Below are 23292 nucleotides of genomic sequence, written 5' to 3'. Positions count from 1 at the left end.
TTAATCTTCAATTAATCCGCGGCCAATCTTTTTGATGGTATTTGTTTTCTTAAGATCGCCTAAAATTTTGTCTAAAATACCGTTTATAAACGAATTACTTTTCGGAGTACTGTAATCTTTTGATAATTCTAAATACTCATTGATTGTAACTTTAACAGGGATAGATGGGAAATTTAACAATTCACAAATTGCCATTTTCATCAAAATTGTATCCATTAAAGCAATACGTTCTGACTCCCAGTTTTTAGTACGATCAGCAATCATATCCTGATATTTTGCATCGTTTTGCAACGTAAAAACAAATAAATCCTGAACAAATTTGCTATCTTCTACCCAATCAGCGCTAATTTCAGTTAGTTTATTTTTGAAAGGATCTTCGGAGGTAAAATTCTTTAAAGTTTTAGCAACCATTCCTTTCATCACTTCATGGTCTACCTGCCAGTTGATAAACTTTTCTTCAAAAACCTGTATAATCGCCTGGTTTTTAAGAATAATTTTTCTGAAAATATATTTAATGATATCTTTTGATGATTCTAAACTCTCATTTGGATCTGCAAGATAATCAGCATATTCTTTTGATGCTTTTAGAGAATTGTATACTGTTTTACGGATTTCAGGGTCAAAACCCCAATCTACCTTATACTTTTTAACCGCTGATACATACTCAGGGTTTTGCTGCATTAAAACGCTAAATTTATTGTGCAGCAATTTCATGTTCGGATTTAAATCTTCCGCGGTTTTTAGATATTTGTTTGCACGTTCAGCAGCATCATTTGCAGTGAACTCAGTAACCTCTACCATTAACGATAGCATCCAGATGTACATTTCGTACACGCTATCGATGCTTTGCATTAAAGTTTTCAAATCACCTTTAATGTCTTTTTTGTCTGCCATGTGCCAAGCAAAAATGTTTTGCAAAGCTTTGATTCTTAAGTGCCTTCTATTTAACATGAATGTAAGAACGAGTGCGGTTTATAAAACCTGTTTAATAATTAATTTAATATGACGATTTAATTTTTTTTATATCTGCAATCCGCTTTTCGGCAATACGGTTTGCGGCAATATTTGTTGATATGTTTTCTGCTTTACTGAGTTTGATCACGCTACGTGTAGCATCGTAAATGTTTTCAGTAAGCTGAACAGTACGTTTTTTACCAAAGCCAGTCCATTCAGAATAGCAGGCAATCAAACCACCGGCATTGATCAGGTAGTCGGGTGCGAAAAGAATTCCTTTCTTCAAAAGCAATTCGCTATCTAAAATTTCATCTTTTAACTGGTTATTTGCTGAGCCTGCAATAATTGCAAACTTCATTTTTTCAATGGTTTTATTGTTAACGGTAGCACCCATTGCACACGGAGCATAAACATCGGCATCACAACCGAAAATTTTATCAGCATCAATAGGTTTGGCTTTGTATTTACGGGCTACGTAAGTGAGTTGCTCCTGGTTAATATCGCTGATTAAAACCTCTGCATTTTCTTTTCTTAATAAAGCAACCAAATGTTCTCCAACATTTCCGATTCCCTGCACTACGATTGTTCTTCCTGCAAGCATATCCGTTCCGAAAACCTCTTTAACGCTTGCTTTAATACCCAGGTAAACACCTTGAGCAGTAAATGGGGCAGGATTTCCGGCACCGCCAATTGATTCTGGTACGCCGGTAACGTAATTCGTTTCCATGCGAATGTATTCCATATCACGCGTATTAGTGCCCATCTCTTCAGCAGTAATGAATTCGCCATTTAAGTTTTTAATAAACTTGCCATAGCTACGCATTAAAGTTTCAGTTTTATCCTTTCTGGAATCGCCAATGATCACTCCCTTTCCACCACCAAGATTTAATCCGGTAATGGCAGCTTTATAAGTCATTCCTCTCGATAAACGCAGGGCATCTTCAAGCGCTTCTCCCTCTGTGGCATAGCTCCACATTCTGGTTCCGCCCAATGCAGGGCCCAAAGTGGTGTCATGTATAGCAATAATTGCTTTTAAACCTGTATCGGGATCATTGCAAAAAACCAATTTTTTATGCCCATAAGCACTTAATTGATCTAAAATGGATGAATCTGACGGAGAATTTGCTGGCATATTGAACGTTCGGCTAACCTGCTGCAAAATTAAAATAAAAAACCATTATTACACGTATTTAACTAAACTATAGCAAAATTAATTCGGTTTATTTATTTCAGAAAGATATAAAGGCATTTTTATTATCTCTAAATGATTGGAAAACCAATGCTGGTAAAGCCATGGTGTACAACAGTTTCATCGGCTAATAGTCATTACAAAGCTGATAGGTTTTGAAATGTGCCTGATTTAACATTTATGTCATTAATTTTTAAAGCTTGAGCAATGATGTATAAATATGCAATATGAAATAACAAATTTATCTAAGTTTGTATTGCATGAAACATCTCAGTAGATTAAACAAATATTTCTTAAAATATAAATGGTGGATCATTCCAGGTAGTATTTTCGTTGTCATTTCAAATATTTTTGGCGTTGTACCTGCTCAGGTTATTGGCTATGCTGTTGATTTGATCACCGAAAATGTTCAGGTTTATAACCTTTTTAGCGGTTTTAACCGGCAGGAAATCATTTATGATATTTTTAGCAGTAATCTTTTATATTTCGGATTATTGGTAGTTGCTTTATATATATTAAGAGGGTTGTTCTTGTTTTTCATGCGCCAAACCATTATTCTCATGTCAAGGCACATTGAATTCGATATGAAGAACGATATCTATCAGCATTACCAGAAACTAAGCTTAGGTTTTTATCGCCGAAATAATACCGGCGATTTAATGAACAGAGCTACAGAAGATGTGAATCGTGTGCGAATGTACGTTGGTCCTGCAATCATGTATACCATTAACACATTTGTTTTATCGGTACTCATTATCTGGTCGATGTTTGATGTAAATGCCAAACTGGCCATCTACTGCCTGTTGCCTCTACCCTTTCTGGTTATCATTATATATTATGTAAACACCTTGATCTTTAAGAAGAGCGGAAAAATTCAGGAACGGTTATCTGAACTTTCAAGTTTTGTACAGGAACGCTTTTCGGGGATCCGGATCATAAAATCATACGTACGTGAAGATTATACCCGAAATATGTTTGAAATCCAAAGCAACGCGTATAAAAAAGACTCGATGAGTTTGGTAAAAGTTTCAGCACTGTTTTATCCAACAATGCTTTTACTGATTGGTTTGAGCACCATTTTAACCATTTATATAGGTGGCATTCAGGTAATCAATGGCAGTATTACAGCAGGAAATATTGCTGAATTTATTATTTACATTAATCAATTAACTTTCCCGGTAACGATGCTGGGCTGGGTTACATCATTAATACAACGGGCAGCTGCATCGCAAAAAAGGATTAATGAGTTTTTGGATATTCCCTCAGATATTCAATCGACAAACATGGAAGAAAAAGAAGTTAGTGGCAATATTAGATTTGAGAATGTGAGTTTTACCTATCCGGATACAGGAATTGAAGCACTGAAAAATATTAGTTTTGAAATTAATAGCGGGGAATTTGTTGCTATTATCGGAAAAACAGGCTCAGGAAAATCTACATTGGCAAACCTGATCATGAGAATGTATGATGTGGAAGATGGCAAAATTACTATTGACGGACAGAATTTAGAATCCTTAAACCTGAAAAATTATCGAAGCCAAATTGGTTTTGTACCACAAGAGGTTTTTCTTTTCTCTGATACGATAAAGAATAATATTGCATTTGGTTTAGATCGGGTAACGGATGAAGAGGTGCATCATGCAGCGAAAAATGCATCTGTTTATCATAACATTATTGATTTTGAAGAAAAATTCGAAACCATGCTGGGCGAGCGGGGAATTACACTATCAGGAGGGCAAAAACAACGGGTTTCTATAGCAAGAGCATTAATAAAATCTCCAAAGATTTTAATTTTTGATGATTGTTTATCGGCAGTTGATACTAAAACTGAGGAAGAAATTTTACAAAATCTGGGTAAAATCATGAACGGCAAAACCAGTATTTTAATCGCGCACCGTATTTCTACTATAAAAAATGCTGATAAGATTTTGGTGTTGGATGATGGAAGAATCATTGAAAAAGGCACACATGATGAACTACTTAGCTTAAATGGCAGTTATACCGAACTATATAACAACCAACTTTTAGAGGAAGAAACAAAAAGTATTTAAATTGTATCAAAATTGTATTTTGTACTTTAAATATTTGCTTTATATTTACCGAAACCAAAAACCAACATCAATACCAATCATGGGAGAATTCGACAACAAAGAAAGAGAAGAAGTTTTTTCAAAGAAAGTACGAGCAGGTAAGAGAACTTATTTCTTCGACGTGAAGGCTACTCGTTCGGGTGATTATTATTTAACAGTTACCGAGAGCAAGAAAAGATTAGAAGACGGTGTATTCGTTAAGCATAAAATCTTTTTATATAAAGAAGATTTCGAAAAATTTGCAGAAGGCTTAAATGAAACTGTTGATTACATTAAAACTCACCAGGATGTTGTTGAAAAACGCTATGAATATTCAGAAAATGGAGAACATAGCACCAAAGCAACCGACGATTTTTCTTTTTAAGGTAAATATAATTTCAATAATAAGCCTTTGTTTTCACAGCAAAGGCTTTTTACGTTATTTTTGTTTCTGATAAATGCTAATCCTAAGAGCAATTTCCAAGCATCGTTATCCTGATATTAAACCTAGATATTAAGCTATGCAACCGCCATTCCTGTACTTACTAAAAGTACCAGCAAGAAATAGAAAACGATGATGGCTATGGTAATAATACCCCAAAATTTAAATAACGATTTCAAACTTGCCACTGATTGGTTTAAGCTTTCCTGATCGCCAAATAATACTCCTTGTTTTCCTTTGTTTGCAATTTTATTGAGCAATACGCTTGGATAAAACAGAAATAAACCAAGCATAAAATAGATAATCGTTATCATAGTTGTGCCACTTTCTCCTAACTGGCTCATTTGCTTTGCTACAGCTGGATTGCTGGAAATTAATGATGGAATGCTAAAAGCTGCCAGAAATACAAACACTGTAATTACAAAACCAATCACCGAAAGGAATTTTGCCCATTTCGTAATATCGTAGAGGTAACTACGCATATCTTCTGTTATCACCAATTTTACTTCTTCTGGTTTCTGTTGCTCAAATTCTTCCATTTATTCTATAATTTTCGATAAACTTAGATAAAATATCCATTTGCTACAAATTGCCACCTTTAAATAAAGGTTTTAAAAGCTTATCTTTGCCCGATTTTTAAGCGGAAAGCAGAAAGCGAAAAACTAAAATATATACTAAAGATTATAATATAAATGGCATTACAATGTGGTATTGTCGGTTTACCAAATGTTGGAAAATCGACTCTTTTTAACTGTTTATCAAATGCAAAGGCACAAGCGGCAAACTTTCCTTTCTGTACAATTGAACCGAATGTTGGGGTAATCACTGTTCCTGATGATAGATTAACTAAGCTTGCTGAATTAGTTAAGCCGAACAAGGTTCAACCAAATACAATTGAAATTGTTGACATTGCAGGATTAGTAAAAGGGGCATCAAAAGGAGAAGGATTAGGTAATCAATTTTTAGGAAACATCCGTGCCACAAATGCAATTATTCATGTTTTACGCTGTTTTGATGATGGTAATGTTATCCATGTTGATGGCTCAGTAGACCCTATCCGCGATAGAGAAATTATTGATACTGAATTGCAGTTGAAAGATTTGGATACAGTTGAAAAACGCATTCAAAAAGTGGAGAAGATGGCCAAAACAGGTGGCGATAAGGATGCTAAACGCACTTATGAAATTTTAACTGTTGTAAAATCTCATTTAGAAAGTGGGAAATCCATCCGTACTGCACCTTTAGCTCAGGAAGATTTCGATTTTATTGAAGATTTAGGCTTATTAACTCAAAAACCTGTAATGTACGTTTGCAATGTTGATGAGGCTTCGGTAGTTACAGGAAATAAATATGTAGACCTGGTTAAGGCTAATGTTGCTGATGAAAATGCCGAGGTTTTAGTTATTTCAGCAAAAATTGAATCAGAAATTGCTGAATTAGAAAGTTATGAAGAGCGTCAGGAGTTTCTGGCAGATTTAGGTTTAGATGAATCTGGCGTGAACAAACTGATTCGTGCCGCTTATAAATTATTGAACCTTTACACTTACTTTACTGCAGGTGTACAAGAGGTTAGAGCCTGGACCATTACAAAAGGATTTACTGCTCCACAAGCTGCTGGTGTAATCCATACTGATTTTGAAAAAGGTTTTATACGTGCTGAGGTAATTAAATATAATGATTTTGTAACCCTAGGGTCAGAAAACGCTTGTAAAGAAGCAGGTAAATTGGGTGTAGAAGGAAAAACTTACGTAGTGGAAGATGGTGATATTATGCACTTCAGGTTTAATGTTTAAACCATTAAATCTGTTGAAAAGACTTTAAAGTGTTAACAGTAACAAAGCTACCTCAAAAGGGTGGCTTTGTTCATTTTAAAGTTTCTGCGCTTCTGCGGCTATCAGTGGAAATGTGTGGGCAAACCTAAAAATCCCAGATTAAAAAGTGCCGATTGCAGTAATAATATCATTAAGAAAAGATATTAATTTCTCCCGCAGATCAAAAGATTTACGCTGATTTTTTCTGCGGCTATCAACGAAATCTGAGGGCAAATTTAAAGTTCTAATCCAAAAGCCGCTAATTTAGCCTTTGTATCTTCATAAGAAGTATGATGTATGCCTTTTAAACCAAGGCCTTCGGCTACCTGAACAAATAACATTCTATCATCGATATATAAACTTGTAGCTACATCACTTTGAGAAATATCGATGGCTACTTTGAAGATATCAGCGTCAGGTTTTCTAAAATGGACAAAGCTTGAGGAAACAAAGAAATCAACAAATTCATTCAGCTTAAAAGTATTGATACGATATTGATTTAGCTCCCTTCCTTCATTACTGATAACTGCTACCTTTAATTTATATTTCTTTTTTAAATCACAGATCAAATTGATCATGTCATTGTAAGGCGATGATTTTTGGAACATGAACACTTTGAAATCATCGTAAGTAAAGGAACGTTCCTCAAAGAAAACAATACGCTCTAGATACTCATCAAGCGTTAATTTACCAACTTCATAAGTATCAAAAGTTAAATGGTGACGCTCTTCTAAATCTACAGAATCAAGATTGAAAAGAACTGCTGCCTCTCCTCTGGCTTGCCTGTCCCAACCATTCGTTAATAATACGCCTCCTATATCAGTAAAAAGAGTTGTGATTTTTTTATGCATTTGTTAGTTACTAAAGTAAAACGCCTTTTAAAAAAAGAACTGCAAAACTGAAATAAATAATCAGTCCGGTAACATCAACAAGTGTTGCAACAAAAGGTGCTGAAGATGTTGCAGGGTCGGCACCTAATTTTTTAAGTAAAATAGGCAACATTGACCCACTTAATGAGCCCCACAATACAACAAACACCAATGATACACTAATGGTAGCAGCTATAAGCAACCAATGTTCTCCATAAATATTTGGTGCGGCAACATGCCAAACAAAAATCCGCAAAAAGCCTACTAAACCTAAACACAAGCCTAAGAGAAATCCCGAGGTAATTTCTCTGCTCATTACACGCCACCAATCTTTAATGGTTACCTCACCCAAAGCCATTGCCTGAATAATTAATGTAGATGCCTGCGAACCGCTATTACCACCACAGGAAATAATTAATGGAATAAATAGTGCCAATACCGTAGCCTGGTGAATTTGACCTTCAAAAAAGCCCATTGCCGTAGCTGTAAGCATTTCGCCAACCATTAAAATGGCCAGCCAGCCTACCCTTTTTCTAACCAGGTTGAAAATTGAGGTATCCAAATATGGTTCATCAAGTGCTTCGGTACCACCAATTTTATGAATGTCTTCCGTGTATTCCTCGTTTGCAATCCAAAGAATGTCATCAACGGTCACAATACCTAAAAGAATGTTATTTTCATCAACTACCGGTAAAGCCACCCGGTTATTCATCCTGAAAATGTTAATCGCATCTTCCTGCGGATCGTTCGCTTTTAATGCGATAAAACGCCTATCGGTTAGTTCGCCGACAATAGCCTGGGGGTCGGCTAATAAAACCTCACGAATTCTGATATCATCGAGTAAAACCCCATCTTTATCAATAACATAAACTACATCAATGGTTTCAGAGTTTTTACCGTATCTTCTGATGTGTGCTAAAACTCTTTCGATAGACCATTCAGGTTTTACCGCAATATAATCTGGTGTCATTAAACGACCAATACTATCTTCCTTATAACCTAAAAGAGCGAGCGATTCTTTACGTTCTTCAGGAGGTAAAAGTGTGATCATTTTTTTTACCACATCGCCTTTTAATTCAGTAAAAAGTGCAGTACGATCATCTGGCGGCAAATCTTTAATGATTTGATTAAGCTTATTACCCGAAAGTTTTTTAATGATTCTTTCTTGTGTCGGGAAATCGAGAATACGAAAAACATTAACAGCCCTGTTTAAAGAAATGGTTTCAATGAATTTAGCTGCATGTTGCGGAAGCTCGTCGATCAGCTCTTCTACATCCGAGATATTCAGATCATCAAGATAACGCTTAAGCGCTCTATCATTCTCTTTTTCAAGTAATTCCTGAACCTCTTCTACAACCAATTCTTCCATAAACTATTAATTAATTTTTACATGCCTAAACCTTTATTAACGGTTCGCAAAGGTGCGCTTTTATTTTTAAAAAAGCCAATTTTGGGATAACTAGTGGCGTGGTTTTTAACAGATGTTGAGATTTATTTATTTAAATTTAGAAGGAGGTTAGCCTGATGTTAAAGCTGCCGTATTTTTTAGGGTTCAGGTAATGAGCAATTATTATTGAAGTTTGCAAAACTGATGACTATTAAGCAGCTGTAGATTATTTTGCCACGGAAACACAGAACGCACTGAACAATAATTAATTCGATTCCGTGTTAATCTGTGTTTCCGTGGCAATCTTGTTAAAAAACCTCTCCCTGTCAAAGTTCATCGTTTAGGTTCTTTTGTGCTGTTTCTCTCCTTAAAGAGAGGGAAACAAAGTTTGTGGTTTGAACCATTGGTAAGTAAAGGCGCAGATATTATTTGCCACAGAAACACGGAACGCACTGAAACAATAATTAATTCGATTCCGTGTTAATCTGTGTTTCCGTGGCAATCTTGTTAAAAAATCTCTCCCTGTCAAAGTTCATGGTTTAGGTTCTTTGTGCTGTTTCTCTCCTTGAAGAGAGGGAAACAAAGTTTGTGGTTTGAACCTTTGATAAGTAAAGGCACAGATATTATTTGCCACGGAAACACGGAACGCACTGAAACAATAATTAATTCGATTCCGTGTTAATCTGTGTTTCCGTGGCAATCTTGTTAAAAAACCTCTCCCTGTCAAAGTTCATGGTTTAGGTTCTTTTGTGCTGTCCCTCTCCTTGAAGAGAGGGAAACAAAGGTTTGTGGTTTGAACCTTTGGTAAGGTAGCCCGCAGATATTGCCACTTATATTTGCCATGGAAACACGGAACGCATGGAAAAATATTGAACTTGGTTCCGTGTTGATCTGTGTTTCCGTGGCAATCTTGTTAAAAACCTCTCCCTGTCAAAGTTCATGGTTAAGGTTCTTTTGTGCTGTCCCTCTCCTCGAAGAGAGGGAAACAAAGTTTGTGGTTTGAACCTTTGATAAGGTAGCCCGAAAATATTGCCACTTGTATTTTGCCCCTGAAACATGGAAGCAAGGAAAAATATTGAACTTGATTCCGCGTTAATCTGTGCTTCCGTGGCAATCTTGTTAAAAAACTTCTTTTTGAAGAAAAAAACCTATAATAGTAACGAAAAGGGTAATAAAAAATATGTAGTGTTTATAGGTCCTTAATGGTTGCTTTGACAATCAATATTTTTGGTAAAACTCGATTTTTTTATTACTCAGTTACCTTCGGAATGATTATCTTTGCCCCACTTTGCTCCCGTAGTTCAATGGATAGAATTATGGTTTCCGGTACCATCGATATGAGTTCGAATCTCGTCGGGAGCACAAAAAAACGCCTTAAACTCAATAAGGCGTTTTTTTTATTCTGAACTTACAACATCCAAATTCATTAAACCCATCAGAAGCTAAAAGAACCGGCCAAAAACCCATTGGCATACAAAAACACAAGTTCTTTTAAAAAGATCCGTTATAGTTTTAAACAATATTGTAGTTTTGATAAACACAAATTAATCTTAAACCAAATTTCAAAAATGAACATGATTAAAAATTTCTTTTTAACGGCAATTATTGTCGCGTTTACTTTAACAATCTATTCCTGTAAAACAAAAAAATTAGTTGCTAAACCAGACCCCGCTCCTATTTCAAAGCCCACTCCTCCGGTTGAAGAAAAAAAACCTACACCACAGCCTCAGGAAGAACCTGAAAAACCAGCTCCTGCTGAAAAACCAAATTTCAATTTGGATAACATTCAATTTGAGTTTAACTCCTTTGTATTAAAAACATCATCATTTGCTATTTTGGATAAAGCAGTGGCAGAAATGAAAAAATCTCCAGATACTAAGTTTGTTTTGCATGGACATTCTTCTTCAGAAGGCACACCTGAACACAACATGTCACTTTCCATCGATCGTGCCAATGCGGTAAAATCTTATTTTGTAAATGCAGGACTTAATGGTGCTAAATTTACTATTGTTGGGCATGGAGAAAAAGAACCAATAACCACTAATGCAAATGAAGAAGGAAGGGCGGTAAACAGAAGAACGGAAATTAAAGTTCAAAATTAAAATAGATTAACAAAACATTCTTAAACACCAATTGATTATTCTCTTGCTAATGGCCGTTGATTAATCAATTGGTGTTTTTTTTATCTGATGATTTCAGATTTTTTTTCAATAAATCGAAATTCAATAAGCTTAAGCTAACGTATGCTTACTTAGTTTTTCAAATGAACTTTTTTGTTCATTATTTATTTTTTTTTGAAAACTTTGAGAACATTTTTTAACTTGAAAAACATTCTTGACAGTTTTACCATCTAATTACTAAGACTTTGCATCCTATACTGATCAGAAATAATGTAAAAATTCTTGGCGAAGGTAGCCAGGTTATCGTATTTGCACATGGCTTCGGTTGTGGGCAAAGTTCATGGAAGTATATAACCAATGCTTTTCTGGAAGACTACCGCGTTGTACTTTTCGATTATGTTGGCTCAGGAAACTCGGATATTAATCAATATGATTACCATAAATATTCTACTTTAGAGGGTTATGCTTGTGATGTAATAGATATCATCGATGCACTCGGGCTTAAAGAAATCATTTTCGTAGGCCATTCAGTCAGCAGTATGATTGGAATGATCGCAGCCCTACAAAGGCCAGATGCATTTAAGCAACTTGTATTTATTGGTCCGTCACCAAAATATCTTAATGATAGAGACTATATTGGAGGTTTTGAGGCCAAGGACATTGAAACAATATTTACTAATATTGCTGAAGATTACGTGGGTTGGGCAAGAGCCATTTCTCCTGTTGTTATGGATAAAGCAGAGAAACCAGAACTTTCAGATTTTTTACTGGAATGCTTTGAAGCGACCAATCTCAGCATTGCACTTGCATTTGCAATGGCCACCTTTAAAGCAGACTACAGAAAACAATTAAAAGATTTGGAAATCCCAAGCCTGACATTGCAAAGCAGCAATGATATTATGGCCCCACAAACTGCCGGAGAATATATCCATCATAATACACCAAATAATTTCCTGGTAGTAATGAAAGCAACGGGCCATTTCCCTCACATTAGCGAACCTGAGGAAACGATTCGGGAAATCAAGGATTTTATTGGCAACAAAAAGTTAAGCCAATCGGAAGATCAGCTTTTTGTTTAGCTTTTATTCAATAAGAAGCCACGGAATGCTTCATTGACAATAATCTTTAAAATTGGTTTTCTTTATTCTGCATTAAAATAGCATCATTCAATTTTTCTGCTCTGAACGCGTTAATCTAAAGGATTATTATGCCTAAAATGTTACAGGTTTTTAAGTTCCGCAGTATTTAGTTATACCAATCATTCAATATATTAGCTAAATCAATTATTCCATAAATGAAGAAAATTTACAGCACCGTATTGGTTATATCATTAGGCCTGTCAGTGCAATCACAAACCATTGTAAACCGCAATGCTGATATTGATCAGATGGTTAAATCGGTTAACCAGGATTCACTAAAATCGTACATTTCCAAAATGGTTTCTTTTGGCACCAGAAATACATTAAGTGATATAAAAAGTAAAACCAGAGGCATTGGAGCCGCAAGAAGTTGGGTAGTAAATAAGTTCAATCAGTTTGCTAAACAAAGCGATGGCAGGCTGACCGCTTTTTTAGATACCACAACTTTTCAACCTGATGGGAAACGAGTGGATCAACCAACGTTACTGGGAAATGCTGTTGCTATTTTAAAAGGAACAGATCCAAATGATAAGCGGATTTATGTAGTTAGCGGCCACCTCGATAGCCGTGTAACGGATGTAATGAACCGAACAAGTGATGCCCCTGGAGCGAATGATGATGGTAGTGGAGTTGCAGGTGTGATTGAAGCTGCCAGAATTATGAGCCAGCACAAATTTTCGGCAACAATTATTTTTGTTGCCGTAAGCGGAGAAGAGCAATCTTTACTCGGTTCTGGTTTTATGGCGGCAAAAGCAAAAAAAGAGGGTTGGAATGTTGATGCAATGCTGAATAACGATATGATTGGCAGCAATAACAGCAGCGAAACACAAATTATAGATAATACCCGCCTTAGGGTTTTTAGTGAAGGTTTACCAGGTTTTGAATTGGATAAAAATGCAAAAAACATTCGCCAGTTCGGTTTAGAAAACGATGGAAAAAGCCGTCAGTTAGCGCGTTATGTTAAAGAAATCGGAGAACGATATGTAGATCAGCTTGAAGTGAAACTAATTTACAGAAACGACAGATTTTTGCGTGGCGGCGATCATACTCCATTTGTAGAAAATGGCTTTACAGCTGTGAGAATTACAGAAATGAATGAAAATTTCGAACATCAGCATCAGGATTTGAGAACTGAAAAAGGCGTTCGCTATGGGGATTTGCAGGAGTTTATGGATTTTGAATATCTGCGTAAAAATACTGCAGTGAACATTGCCGTTTTAGCAAACCTTGCAAAGGCGCCTTCTGCTCCTACCGATGTTAAAATTGATGTTAAAAATTTAAGTAATTCTTCTCTATTGTACTGGAAAGCACCAATTAATGGATCTGTTAAGGGTTACTATGTTTTAATGCGTGAAACCATCAGCCCCGTTTGGGAGAAGAAATTTTTTACAACTGCCACGGAATTGAGGATTCCTTATAGTAAGGATAACTACTTGTTCGCAGTACAAAGTGTTGGGAAGGATGATCATGAAAGTTTACCTGTTGTTCCTGGCATCGGGCGTTAGTAAAAACATTTAGGTTTTGCCATTGTTTACCCTCAAAAATTAGTACAATGAAATTTAAACCTTTAGCATTCATTATCAACATTGCGATTACCTTAGGCATTGGTGCGTTGGGCGGATGGGCAACCGCTCAATCTGTTAAAACATGGTATCCTACACTGAATAAGCCTTCTTTTAATCCGCCAAATTGGTTATTTGCTCCAGTCTGGACAACCATATACATTTTAATTGGCATTTCAGCATATTTAATCTGGATAAAACGAGATCAAATTATCCATTTCCCAAGAACTTGTGCAATCTACTTCATTCAGCTGGTTTTGAACCTGGCCTGGTCGTTCATATTCTTCTACCTCCATGAAATTGGTTTCGCATTAGCTGAAATTATCCTGCTGCTCATTGTCGTTATAATCAATGCTGTAACGTTCTACCGAATTGACAAATGGGCGGGTTTGCTCTTCATTCCATATATTATCTGGGTAAGTTTTGCATCATTTTTAACTTATAACATATTCATATTGAACTAATTTTAAAAGAAAACACTATTTTAGAAGAGTGGTAACTTTTAAAAGATTTTTGCTGATACTGTTCGTTTTGTGCTGTACCAAACTGCATGCGCAAAAGGTTGGGCTTGTGCTTAGTGGAGGTGGCGCTAAAGGTCTTTCACATGTTGGCACATTGAAGGCTCTTGAAGAAAATCATATCCCTATAGATTACATTACGGGAACCTCAATGGGTGGTATTGTTGGAGCAATGTATGCCGCAGGTTACTCGCCAGCTCAAATTGAAGAAATAGCTTTGAGCAAAGAATTTCAGAACTGGGTAAATGGTCGTTATACCAGCGATTACACTTATTATTTTCAGAAAAATGCGCCAAATGCATCCATGTTAACTGCAAAAGTTGCTATAGATACTGGCTTTCATTTTAGTTTTCGGTCAAACCTGATCAATGATATTCCGCTGAATTTTGCTTTTCTGGAACTGTTCTCTCAAGCCTCAGCAGTTTCAAAAGATAATTTCGATAACTTATTTGTTCCTTTCAGGTGTATGGTTGCTGATGTGCTTTCGCAAAAAAGCATCACGGTAAGCAAAGGGAGTTTAGCCGAAGCTGTCCGGGCAACAATGACTGTTCCCATTATTTATCGTCCGATCAAATTAGATGGCAAATATGTTTTTGATGGTGGTTTATATAATAATTTCCCTGCAGATGTAATGGAAAAAGAATTTAAACCTGATTATGTAATCGGTGCCAATGTTTCTTCAAAAATTTATAATGAATATCCAAAAAACATCGATGATCGCCTGATGAACCGTTTTTTGGTTTATATGTTTTTATCTAAATCCGATTCAACGATGATTGGTAAAAACGGTGTTTATATTCAACCCGATTTAGGCGATTACAGCGTTACAAATTTTACCCCTGTTGAAGATTTAATAAAAAAAGGTTACAATGCAACAATGGCAGATATGCCAAGAATCAAAGAATTGATTAAAAGAAGGGTTGATCCGGTTGAATTGGAAAAGAAACGGGCTCAGTTTAATGCTAAAAAACCAGATCTGAAGTTCAGTAATATCATTGTATCTGGTGTAAATAGTCAGCAGAAAAAATATGTCGAACGTCTTTTCAAAAGTGATAAACCGACTTTTAACCTTCAGGATATTAAGCGTGGTTATTACAAATTGGTTGCCGATCAAACTTTTGAAACCGTTTATCCTAAAATATCTTATCAGGCCGTAACCGATAGTTACACCTTTGAAGTAGTTGCGCAACCTAAAAAAAGTTTCAAACTGGCTTTGGGAGGAAATATATCTACAAGGCCCATCAGCAATGTGTTTTTGGGCGCAGAGTATAATTACTTAAACAGAAAGGCTTATACCTTGGGAACAAGTTTTTATTCGGGCAGGTTTTACGAATCTGTGCAGATTAATGGCAGAGTAGATTATCCCACCAAACTACCACTTTTTTTGGCAGCAGAGTTAACTTACAATCACTGGAACTTCTATAATACCAGTAAAATTTTTATTGAAAATCCCAGGCCAATATATATAGAACAATCTGACCGGAAAATAGACCTGATGATGGGGGTTCCTTTGAATTATAATACCAAAATCGTCCTTCATTCCAGTTTCATTAATAACAACGACCGCTACAGTCCCAATAATACTTTTTCAGTAGGCGATTTATTAGACCAAACCATTTTTAATGGTTTCAGGGGTTCTGTAAACTTCGAGAAAAACTCCTTAAACAGAAAGCAATACGCCACAAGCGGACAAAGTTTTTCACTGAGTTTAAATTATACTACAGGAAGAGAAAATTATAATCCGGGAAATATTTTCCGAAACACACTTGGTTTTGTTAAAATACCGGGGAGCAGTAACCTGAGGCAATGGGGAACAATCAAACTTACTCAGGAAAATTACTTTTTGCACGTTAATAAGTATACTTTAGGGTATATTATGGAAGGTGTGATCTCCAATCAGCCCTTATTTAATAACTATTACTCAACACTATTGGTTTCTCCTGCATTTTATCCCTTGCAAGATAGCAGATCGCTCTTTCTTGATAAATTCAGGGCAACAACTTATGCGGCAGGCGGAATCAAAAATGTTTATAATTTTAAGAGAAATTTGGATTTTAGACTCGAAGGTTATTTATTTTTGCCTCACAAAGAGTTCGAGCTAAATAATTTTCAAGATGTAGATTATGCCAAAGCTATAAGCAAAATACGATATGCAGGCACCGCAGGCCTGGTTTATCACACGCCTGTTGGTCCTGTAAGCTTAAGTTATAATTTATATAATGATGCAGTTAAAAGAAATGGTGTATTATTGCACATCGGTTATTTAATTTACAATAAACGTTCTATCGAATGAAACGAATCTTCCTATTGCTATCGCTATGTTTAATCGGTTTTGTTGGTTCGGCTCAAACCGCATCGATTAATAATTTTCTGGTAAAAGAAAATCTGCTAAAAAACAACAAGCTTGCTATAATTGCGGCCGATTCATCAAATGTGCCGAATGAAAACATCAACGGAACATATACTTTCAGTGTGAGCGGTTTCACTCAGATTTTAAAATTTAATGATGGAATTGCTGTTTTGCCATTGCCAATAGATAAATCTACTTTTGTTTACATTAAGCACCAAAACGACTCTGGCACGCATAGTAAACTGGTTTATGTTTACAAGAAAGATACTGATTTAACTCCGTATGCCATTAATAGTTTATGGTTGTTCATCATTCCTATTGCTTTGGTAATTATCGCTTTTGCCTTTAGAAAACTGATCATTTTTGTTATAATTGCCTTTTTAGTGTTTGTTTATTTTAATCATAGCAGCGGACTGAATATTGGTACATTCTTCGAAAGTATATTCGATGGACTGAAAAATTTGTTTTGATTATTAGAATTGATCGCCTTCTTTTTAAACACTGTTTTATTTAAGATTTAGATTGCATCAATTCAATTATTAACTAAGTATGCGTATTGCTGTCATTGATTTAGGAACCAATACTTTTCATTTACTGATCGCAGAGATAGTAGACCAGCGCTTTGAAATTATTTACAAAACAAATGTTCCGGTTAAACTCGGCGAAGGACGAATTAATGAAAACATCATTATTCCTGCAGCTTTTGAAAGAGGGATAAAATGCCTGGAAAATTTCGCTCAAACCATTAATGAGTATGAAGTTGATCATATCAAAGCTACAGCAACTTCGGCAATTCGCAGCGCTCAAAACGGAACAGATTTCGTGGCTGTAGTGAAGGAAAAAACAGGATTAACTATCGAAATTATTAATGGCAACGAAGAGGCTGAACTCATTTACCTGGGTGTTAAATTAAGCGGAGCTATTCAGGATCGTTCCCTTATTATAGATATAGGCGGTGGCAGTGTGGAATTTATCCTCTGTGATACTGAAAAGTTAATCTGGAAGAAAAGTTACAATATTGGTGCAGCCCGGTTATTACAACAGTTTTTCAAATCAGATCCGATTAATGATATTGATAAGAATGCCATCCTTAATCACATTCAAACTCAATTGAGTGATCTTTTTGAGAAATGTGAAGAATATCAACCCAAAATTTTAATAGGTTCCGCTGGTGCATTCGAAACTTTTGCAGAACTCATCATTAACAAACAAAATGATCATGTTGATATTAAAAATGTTAAAACCTATCACTTCAATTTTGATGAATACATTGCTACTTCAATTGAACTTTTAAATAAAGATTATACAGAAAGAGCAGCAATGCCCGGAATGATTCCACTTAGGATAGATATGATTGTGATGGCTACGCTGATAACCAATTATGTACTGGGCAGATTGAAATTAAATAAACTCTCTTTATCTACCTACGATTTGAAAATGGGCTCACTTGCCGGCTTTTTATAATTTCGCATCATTCTTTTTTGGTGTATAGATCATTTTGCCCATGATCATGGAATCCTGTTTTTCTAAAATCAAATCCTGTTGCTTTTCTGCCGAATAATTTATGGGCATTTCAGCAGAGTATCTTATACTTTTAACTGAAAGTGCTTTATTTTTAATATCAATTCCATTAGTAAATCTGATTTCGTATTTACCATCCTGATCTGTTACTGCATAATACCGGGTATTCAGAATAACCAATCTTATGCCTTCTAAAGGCTTTTTATCAGCATCCAAAATGCGCCCTGTAATTTTCTTAATTTTAAATGGTTTTTTCTCGTCTGATTTAAGTTTCTTTGAAACCGTTGTAACAACAGATGGCTTTATTGCCTGAGCACTTGCACTTTGAGCGAAAATACTTACTCCAATGGCTAATACCCCCAAATACTTCATCCAGTTCCTATTTGCTGGTGCAATAACCAAATGATAATTTAACTGGGTTAATTGATTTTGTGTCAGTCTTCCACAAATTTCTGATGATGAGCTGGCAAGCGTTTTAATAATTTCGGCATTGCTGTAACCAGTAAAATCAATCACACATTTATTGCATGCCTGGCAGAAATTAAACCCTTCCCTTTTATCCATTTCATCCCAATTCTGAGAACAAGGTTCAGCAATTGTAATTTGTGCTTGTGAATTTTTCATTGTTGTATGTTTGGTTACATGATGAGAAAGACTTGATAATTCCACAAACGATTTAAAAAAACCATTAGATTTTATAGATAAGATTGCTTCACTCTAATACATAACCCTATCCTTCGGTTCGCAATGACGCTCATTTTTTCGTCTTTGCGAGGAGGCACGACGAAGCAATCTCTCCCGAAAATAGCTTTATAAGATTATTAAATTGAGGTTAATAACCTGAGTTCGAGATTATTTTTGAAATTTATAATAATAAGAAAAACCCTGAAATAATAGCGTAGCTTTCTTGAATTCCAATAAAAACTTAAAAAAAATGAAAAATTTAAGGTAACGACCGCCCTAACCCAAAAAATAATTTAAACGTTCCTTATAAGGATTTTATTCTCGATTTATCGGGTTAATAACTTTATAAGTTCATTATACAACTTTTCCGTTGGCAATCCCATCACATTAGTGTATGAGCCTTCTATTCGTTGCACAACCACAATTCCCCACCAATCTTGCACACCGTAACTCCCGGCTTTATCAAAAGGTTTGTAATGATCTATATAAAAATCAATTTCTTCGCTCGAAACCGATTTACAATAAACCTCGGTACGATCGAAAAAGGAATGCATTTCATTTCCTTTAACAATTGTTACTCCGGTATAAACCTCGTGTTTGTTACCTGATAATTTAGCAAGCATTTCCTGCGCATGAGCCCTGTCTTGCGGCTTTCCTAAAATCTCACCATTAAGCGCTACAATGGTATCAGCAGTGATCACAATTTCATGATCAGCAGTAAAAGCTTTAGCTTTTTTTTCGGAAATGTAAACCGCAATTTCTGCAGGACCTAAATCTTCAGGATAGCTTTCATCAACATCTTTGAGTTCAACTTTAAAATTTAATCCCATAAGCGTTAACAGCTCTTGTCTACGCGGAGATTTGGAAGCCAGTATAATTGGTATATTGTTTAGCATGAAGATTAATCCAATGATTTGAAAGCGCTAAAATAACAAAAGCGACCAATAAGCCGCTTTTGTTATTTGTTTTCTTGTTAAAAATTAGTTGTTTCCACCACGTTCCTGCATCCGTTTTTGCATTTCAGCACGTTGCTCATCTTGCCAGGTTTTATACAATTTTTTCTGATCTTCAGTTAGAACAGCATTTACCTTTTCATCGCTATCAGTGCGAAATTTTTGCATTTTTTCTCTCATTGCATCCCTGTCGCCACCTTGTGCTTCATCACGCATTTTTTTCATGGCATCTGCCTGTTCTGTAAAAACAACGGTTAATTTGGTTTTCTGCTCATCGCTCAACTTCAATTTTTCATCTAACTGTTTAACTCTGTCTTCAGGTTTAAGCATCGCACCACCACGGCCACCACCTTGCTGCGCATTTGCATAAGTTATTACTGAGAATAACAACGCACAAATCATCATTAATTTTTTCATGTTTTTATTGTTTGAAATTTTAGACTCATTTGAGTAAAAGCCCGATCAAAAGTTTAACAGGCAGATGTAACTTCGTTGTTGCAAATTAAATTCAACTAATCTTTCAATAGTAAAACAGGAACATGTGATTTGATGGTTAATTTTTGTGAAACGCTTTCATGAAGCAAACTTTCAAAAAAACTGTATTTCTTAGGAAGAGCAATAATGAGTTGGGCTCCTTCCGATTTAGCAAACTTAACAATGCCTTTTATGGTGTCGGGATGGCTGGAATAGTGATAAGTTGGAGAAAAATCTTTAAGCATATCATGCAGGAAATGTTCTTCCTCGGAATTTACTTTATGTCCGGCATCAATGTTCAATACCTGTAGGTTTAAAGAATGTTTGCTTAAAATATTCTTCAAAGCCTGCATCGGAATCACCTCTTTGACTTTCTTAAAATCACAAGCCAGAACTGCCTTTCTAATTGATTCATAATGCGCCTTTGGCGGTACAACCAAAACAGGCACAGGACTTGATTTGGAGATTTTAATCGCATTAGAACCTATGTCACTTTCCTCTTTTGCCTTTTTACCATTGCTCCCTATAATAATTAAATCGATCTTTTCTCTGTTGATCCGATCAATTATTGATCTTAAGATGGTTTGCCTGGTTAATGAAATTTCTATATCTGCATCAGCATTAATTTCCAAAAGTTTAAGCTTCAGTTTTTCCAATGCTTTGTTTCTTCTGGAAATTTCATCGGCAATATGCTCCTCAGTTGTAATGACCATATCAGGAGTTGGTAAAATGCTTTCATATTCAGATACATAATAGGCATTTAACAAAATTATTTTTGAGTTAGCCATTGCATAACTCAACCTCGCGGCATATTTAGCAGCATGTTCTGCTGTTTTGGAGAAATCGACTGGTACAAGATAAGTGCTCATTTACTAAAATAATATTTTTTCTGACAATATAATTAATCAATCGATTGATTAATTATATTGTAAATTTCGTTTATTATAAGGTATATAGCAAATTTTTATGTCTGAAGAATATAATTTTATGGGCAATAAAAAGATGTTGTTGGGTGATCAGCCCCTCAAACAGATGCTGAAATAAATTCAGCATGAAGACTTCCCTATCTAAACACCATCCGCTTTCCGTTCGTTTCAGGTCAGGATGATGATTATGTTAACGCATTTTAGCGCCCTTACTTACCAGAATCTGCAGCATTTGGATTTTCATCATGCCATCTTCCCTGCACTTTCATTACCTTTTCGATAATATCACGAACAGCAGTTTTGCCTCCATTGTAAGGAGAAATGAATGCTGAAATGGCTTTGATTTCTTCAACGGCATCCGCAGGGCATGTTGGTAGCCCAACCAGTTTCATTACTTTTAAATCAGGGATATCATCGCCCATATAAAGCACCTCTCCAGCAGTAATGTTTTTATCTAAAAGATATTGATTGAAGATAGATACCTTATCTCCTGCAGCTAAAAACACATCAGTTATGCCAAGGTTAAAAAAACGTTTCCCCATGGCAATACCATCTCCGCCAGAAATGATACAGATGTTATATCCTCTTTTAACGGCCAATTGCATGGCATACCCATCCTTAATATTAAAAGTGCGTAACGATTGACCATTGTCTGTAACCTGAACAGAGCCATCAGTTAATACACCATCAACATCAAAAATGAATGTGGTTATATCTTTTAGTTTTTGGAGAAACATACTTTAGTTTGGAATTGGAAGTTGAGAGTTTGGAGCCGACTTACGACTAAAAACTCCCGAACTCAAGACTGAATTACTGATTATCTCTCCATTCGTAAACCCATGCCGATTGGATTTGCTCCAAATGCCCTTCATTACTCTCTTCGCGGGTACCTTTGAAGTTCGGCAATGCCAATACCCATTCGAGTAAATCGGTAAAGCGAATCCGGTAGATTTTGGCTTCGCCAAATTCATCGCCAAATTTTTCATATAAAGATATTGCGATATCTTCATAATCATTCCAGTAGAAAGGTAAAGCAAATTTATCGTTATTCATGTTGTTAGTTGTTGTTTTGGTTAATTGTTTGAATTGGTGTTAATCGGTTAACTGTTATACATGGTTAATCGACTCTGGAATAAAGACTCTAGACTCAGGACTAAACTAGTGTCCCATAAACCCAGATTGATCTGGAATGGTCACTTCAATATCGCCATTGATTACTACACACTGGCAACCTAAACGAGACGTGATCTTTGGGCGAACAGCTCTGTCGATAAAATCTTCTTCTTTATCAGAGATTTCTTCGATATTATCCATGCCCTTGGTAACGTAAACATGACAGGTACTGCAACCGCAAACACCACCGCAGTTATGCTGAAGTTCAATCCCATTATCCAGGCAAACATCTAAAACAGATTCTCCGGCGGCTATAGGTAATTCTACAGGTTCGTGATCTGCTTCTTCAAAATTTATTTTTAGTTTAAAAATGCTCATAATTATTTTGCAAAAGTAAGAAGCAAAAGCGGTAATTATGCTATTTCAGCGTTAATTTTATGCTATTGCTCAATGTTTGATAAATGTTCTGCAATTCAGGCAGGTTTTCCAACATTCCCAAATGCTTATTCATGGTACTTTCATCCGCTCTCATTGCCGGGCCAGTTTGTACATTTTCAGGCAAATTAGCCATTACCTTATCGGCTGTTTCAGCAATTAATGGCCTGATGATGTTAAAATCCAAACCGTTTTGATCAAGTATTTGATTGGCCAAAGCATACAAATGATTAGGAAAATTACAGGCAAAAACAGCCGCAAGATGCAATACTTTCCGTTTCTTACCATCCATTTCATAAACCTGATTGCTTAATTCAGATGCCAGTTGTTTCAATATATCCAACTGATTTTCATCCGTCGCTTCAATGCAAAGCGGGATATTGTTAAATGAAACTTCTTTAGCCTTAGAAAATGTTTGGAGTGGATAAAATACCCCAGCTTGCTTTACATGGGCAGAAAGAACCTTAACATCGGTTGTTCCTGATGTATGAACCACCAAACCCTTTACTTTCTTTAAAGAAATGGCTATACTTTCAATAGCATCATCCTTAACAGAAATAATATATAAATCTGCTGTTTGGTTGACTTGCGACAAATCATCAATCGCTTCAGCTTCTATCTGATCGGCAAGTGATTTCGCATTTATTAAATTCGGGCTATAAACCTGCGCCACATTTTCTCCCTTGGCCTTTAAAGCTTTGGCCAAATGTGTTGCTACGTTTCCCGAACCTAATAAAACAATTTTCATCCGTTTATAATTTGTTATGAAGCTATCA

Annotated in this window: 23 protein-coding genes and 1 tRNA gene; 11 read left to right on the top strand and 13 right to left on the bottom strand. The window is 35.8% G+C overall.

The window, feature by feature from the left end:
* Both nusB and DU508_RS14830 read right to left on the bottom strand, forming a co-directional pair.
* Nucleotides 1–951, bottom strand: a complete 951-nt coding sequence (nusB, locus tag DU508_RS14835; protein WP_115403594.1) for a transcription antitermination factor NusB — start codon at nucleotides 949–951, stop codon at nucleotides 1–3.
* A 46-nt stretch (nucleotides 952–997) separates the two neighbouring features.
* Nucleotides 998–2086: a Glu/Leu/Phe/Val family dehydrogenase gene (locus DU508_RS14830; RefSeq protein WP_115403593.1), complete on the bottom strand. Its 1089-nt coding sequence runs from the start codon at nucleotides 2084–2086 to the stop codon at nucleotides 998–1000.
* A 317-nt stretch (nucleotides 2087–2403) separates the two neighbouring features.
* Here DU508_RS14830 and DU508_RS14825 point away from each other — a divergent pair, with 317 nt between their 5' ends.
* The gene (locus tag DU508_RS14825; protein ID WP_115403592.1) at nucleotides 2404–4194 is read left to right on the top strand and encodes an ABC transporter ATP-binding protein; all 1791 of its coding nucleotides are present in this window, start codon (nucleotides 2404–2406) and stop codon (nucleotides 4192–4194) included.
* A gap of 79 nt (nucleotides 4195–4273) precedes the next feature.
* Nucleotides 4274–4597 carry a DUF3276 family protein gene (locus tag DU508_RS14820; protein ID WP_010600466.1) on the top strand — a complete coding sequence of 108 codons (324 nt, stop codon included), beginning with the start codon at nucleotides 4274–4276 and terminating at the stop codon, nucleotides 4595–4597.
* 134 nt (nucleotides 4598–4731) lie between these two features.
* Here the strand turns inward: DU508_RS14820 and DU508_RS14815 are convergent, their stop codons facing one another.
* A complete protein-coding gene (locus tag DU508_RS14815) occupies nucleotides 4732–5193 on the bottom strand; it encodes a DUF5362 family protein (RefSeq protein WP_115403591.1) in 462 nt (153 codons plus the stop codon).
* A 153-nt stretch (nucleotides 5194–5346) separates the two neighbouring features.
* Between DU508_RS14815 and ychF the strand changes: the two genes are divergently transcribed.
* A complete protein-coding gene (gene ychF / locus DU508_RS14810; protein WP_115403590.1) occupies nucleotides 5347–6447 on the top strand; it encodes a redox-regulated ATPase YchF in 1101 nt (366 codons plus the stop codon).
* Nucleotides 6448–6701: 254 nt separating this feature from the next.
* On the opposite strand, the gene DU508_RS14805 is transcribed toward ychF, so the two are convergent.
* Together DU508_RS14805 and mgtE are read right to left on the bottom strand one after the other, a co-directional pair.
* The gene (locus DU508_RS14805) at nucleotides 6702–7316 is read right to left on the bottom strand and encodes an HAD hydrolase-like protein (RefSeq protein WP_115403589.1); all 615 of its coding nucleotides are present in this window, start codon (nucleotides 7314–7316) and stop codon (nucleotides 6702–6704) included.
* A gap of 10 nt (nucleotides 7317–7326) precedes the next feature.
* Complete coding sequence (gene mgtE, locus DU508_RS14800) at nucleotides 7327–8703, bottom strand: magnesium transporter (RefSeq protein ID WP_115403588.1); 1377 nt, start codon at nucleotides 8701–8703, stop codon at nucleotides 7327–7329.
* 1308 nt (nucleotides 8704–10011) lie between these two features.
* On the opposite strand from mgtE, the gene DU508_RS14795 reads away from it, so the two are divergent.
* The 8 genes from DU508_RS14795 (at nucleotide 10012) to DU508_RS14760 (ending at nucleotide 17874) form a co-directional block, all read left to right on the top strand.
* A tRNA-Arg gene (locus tag DU508_RS14795) sits at nucleotides 10012–10083 on the top strand.
* 206 nt (nucleotides 10084–10289) lie between these two features.
* The gene (locus DU508_RS14790) at nucleotides 10290–10823 is read left to right on the top strand and encodes an OmpA family protein (protein WP_115403587.1); all 534 of its coding nucleotides are present in this window, start codon (nucleotides 10290–10292) and stop codon (nucleotides 10821–10823) included.
* Nucleotides 10824–11086: 263 nt separating this feature from the next.
* Nucleotides 11087–11920 (top strand): alpha/beta fold hydrolase, encoded by an 834-nt coding sequence (locus tag DU508_RS14785; RefSeq protein WP_115403586.1) that lies wholly within the window; start codon nucleotides 11087–11089, stop codon nucleotides 11918–11920.
* A 215-nt stretch (nucleotides 11921–12135) separates the two neighbouring features.
* Nucleotides 12136–13485, top strand: coding sequence for a M28 family metallopeptidase (locus DU508_RS14780; RefSeq protein ID WP_115403585.1), 1350 nt, complete (start codon nucleotides 12136–12138; stop codon nucleotides 13483–13485).
* Between the two features lie 47 nt (nucleotides 13486–13532).
* A complete protein-coding gene (locus DU508_RS14775) occupies nucleotides 13533–14006 on the top strand; it encodes a TspO/MBR family protein (RefSeq protein ID WP_115403584.1) in 474 nt (157 codons plus the stop codon).
* A 49-nt stretch (nucleotides 14007–14055) separates the two neighbouring features.
* Nucleotides 14056–16353: a patatin-like phospholipase family protein gene (locus tag DU508_RS14770; protein ID WP_233509604.1), complete on the top strand. Its 2298-nt coding sequence runs from the start codon at nucleotides 14056–14058 to the stop codon at nucleotides 16351–16353.
* Nucleotides 16350–16880, top strand: coding sequence for a hypothetical protein (locus DU508_RS14765; RefSeq protein ID WP_115403583.1), 531 nt, complete (start codon nucleotides 16350–16352; stop codon nucleotides 16878–16880). Before DU508_RS14770 ends, DU508_RS14765 begins: the two co-directional genes overlap by 4 nt.
* Nucleotides 16881–16959: 79 nt before the next feature.
* A complete protein-coding gene (locus DU508_RS14760) occupies nucleotides 16960–17874 on the top strand; it encodes a Ppx/GppA phosphatase family protein (protein WP_115403582.1) in 915 nt (304 codons plus the stop codon).
* Here the strand turns inward: DU508_RS14760 and DU508_RS14755 are convergent.
* The 8 genes from DU508_RS14755 to DU508_RS14720 all read right to left on the bottom strand — a co-directional run bounded on the left by DU508_RS14755 (nucleotide 17869) and on the right by DU508_RS14720 (nucleotide 23264).
* The gene (locus DU508_RS14755) at nucleotides 17869–18555 is read right to left on the bottom strand and encodes a carboxypeptidase-like regulatory domain-containing protein (protein ID WP_115403581.1); all 687 of its coding nucleotides are present in this window, start codon (nucleotides 18553–18555) and stop codon (nucleotides 17869–17871) included. The two genes, DU508_RS14760 and DU508_RS14755, sit on opposite strands and share 6 nt — an antisense overlap.
* Nucleotides 18556–18941: 386 nt before the next feature.
* The gene (locus tag DU508_RS14750; RefSeq protein WP_115403580.1) at nucleotides 18942–19511 is read right to left on the bottom strand and encodes a Maf family protein; all 570 of its coding nucleotides are present in this window, start codon (nucleotides 19509–19511) and stop codon (nucleotides 18942–18944) included.
* A gap of 84 nt (nucleotides 19512–19595) precedes the next feature.
* On the bottom strand, nucleotides 19596–19985 hold the full coding sequence (locus tag DU508_RS14745) for a hypothetical protein (protein WP_115403579.1): 390 nt from the start codon (nucleotides 19983–19985) through the stop codon (nucleotides 19596–19598).
* 95 nt (nucleotides 19986–20080) lie between these two features.
* The gene (locus DU508_RS14740; RefSeq protein WP_115403578.1) at nucleotides 20081–20911 is read right to left on the bottom strand and encodes a universal stress protein; all 831 of its coding nucleotides are present in this window, start codon (nucleotides 20909–20911) and stop codon (nucleotides 20081–20083) included.
* Nucleotides 20912–21177: 266 nt separating this feature from the next.
* Complete coding sequence (locus DU508_RS14735; RefSeq protein ID WP_115403577.1) at nucleotides 21178–21705, bottom strand: KdsC family phosphatase; 528 nt, start codon at nucleotides 21703–21705, stop codon at nucleotides 21178–21180.
* Nucleotides 21706–21778: 73 nt separating this feature from the next.
* Nucleotides 21779–22021, bottom strand: a complete 243-nt coding sequence (iscX, locus tag DU508_RS14730) for a Fe-S cluster assembly protein IscX (protein ID WP_115403576.1) — start codon at nucleotides 22019–22021, stop codon at nucleotides 21779–21781.
* A 105-nt stretch (nucleotides 22022–22126) separates the two neighbouring features.
* The gene (locus tag DU508_RS14725) at nucleotides 22127–22459 is read right to left on the bottom strand and encodes a 2Fe-2S iron-sulfur cluster-binding protein (protein ID WP_039476720.1); all 333 of its coding nucleotides are present in this window, start codon (nucleotides 22457–22459) and stop codon (nucleotides 22127–22129) included.
* 40 nt (nucleotides 22460–22499) lie between these two features.
* The gene (locus DU508_RS14720; RefSeq protein WP_115403912.1) at nucleotides 22500–23264 is read right to left on the bottom strand and encodes a Rossmann-like and DUF2520 domain-containing protein; all 765 of its coding nucleotides are present in this window, start codon (nucleotides 23262–23264) and stop codon (nucleotides 22500–22502) included.
* Between the last annotated feature and the right edge of the window lie 28 nt (nucleotides 23265–23292).

This window comes from Pedobacter chinensis (assembly GCF_003339865.1).
Lineage (GTDB): Bacteria > Bacteroidota > Bacteroidia > Sphingobacteriales > Sphingobacteriaceae > Pedobacter > Pedobacter chinensis.
This window is presented reverse-complemented; position numbering and strand designations above follow the sequence as displayed.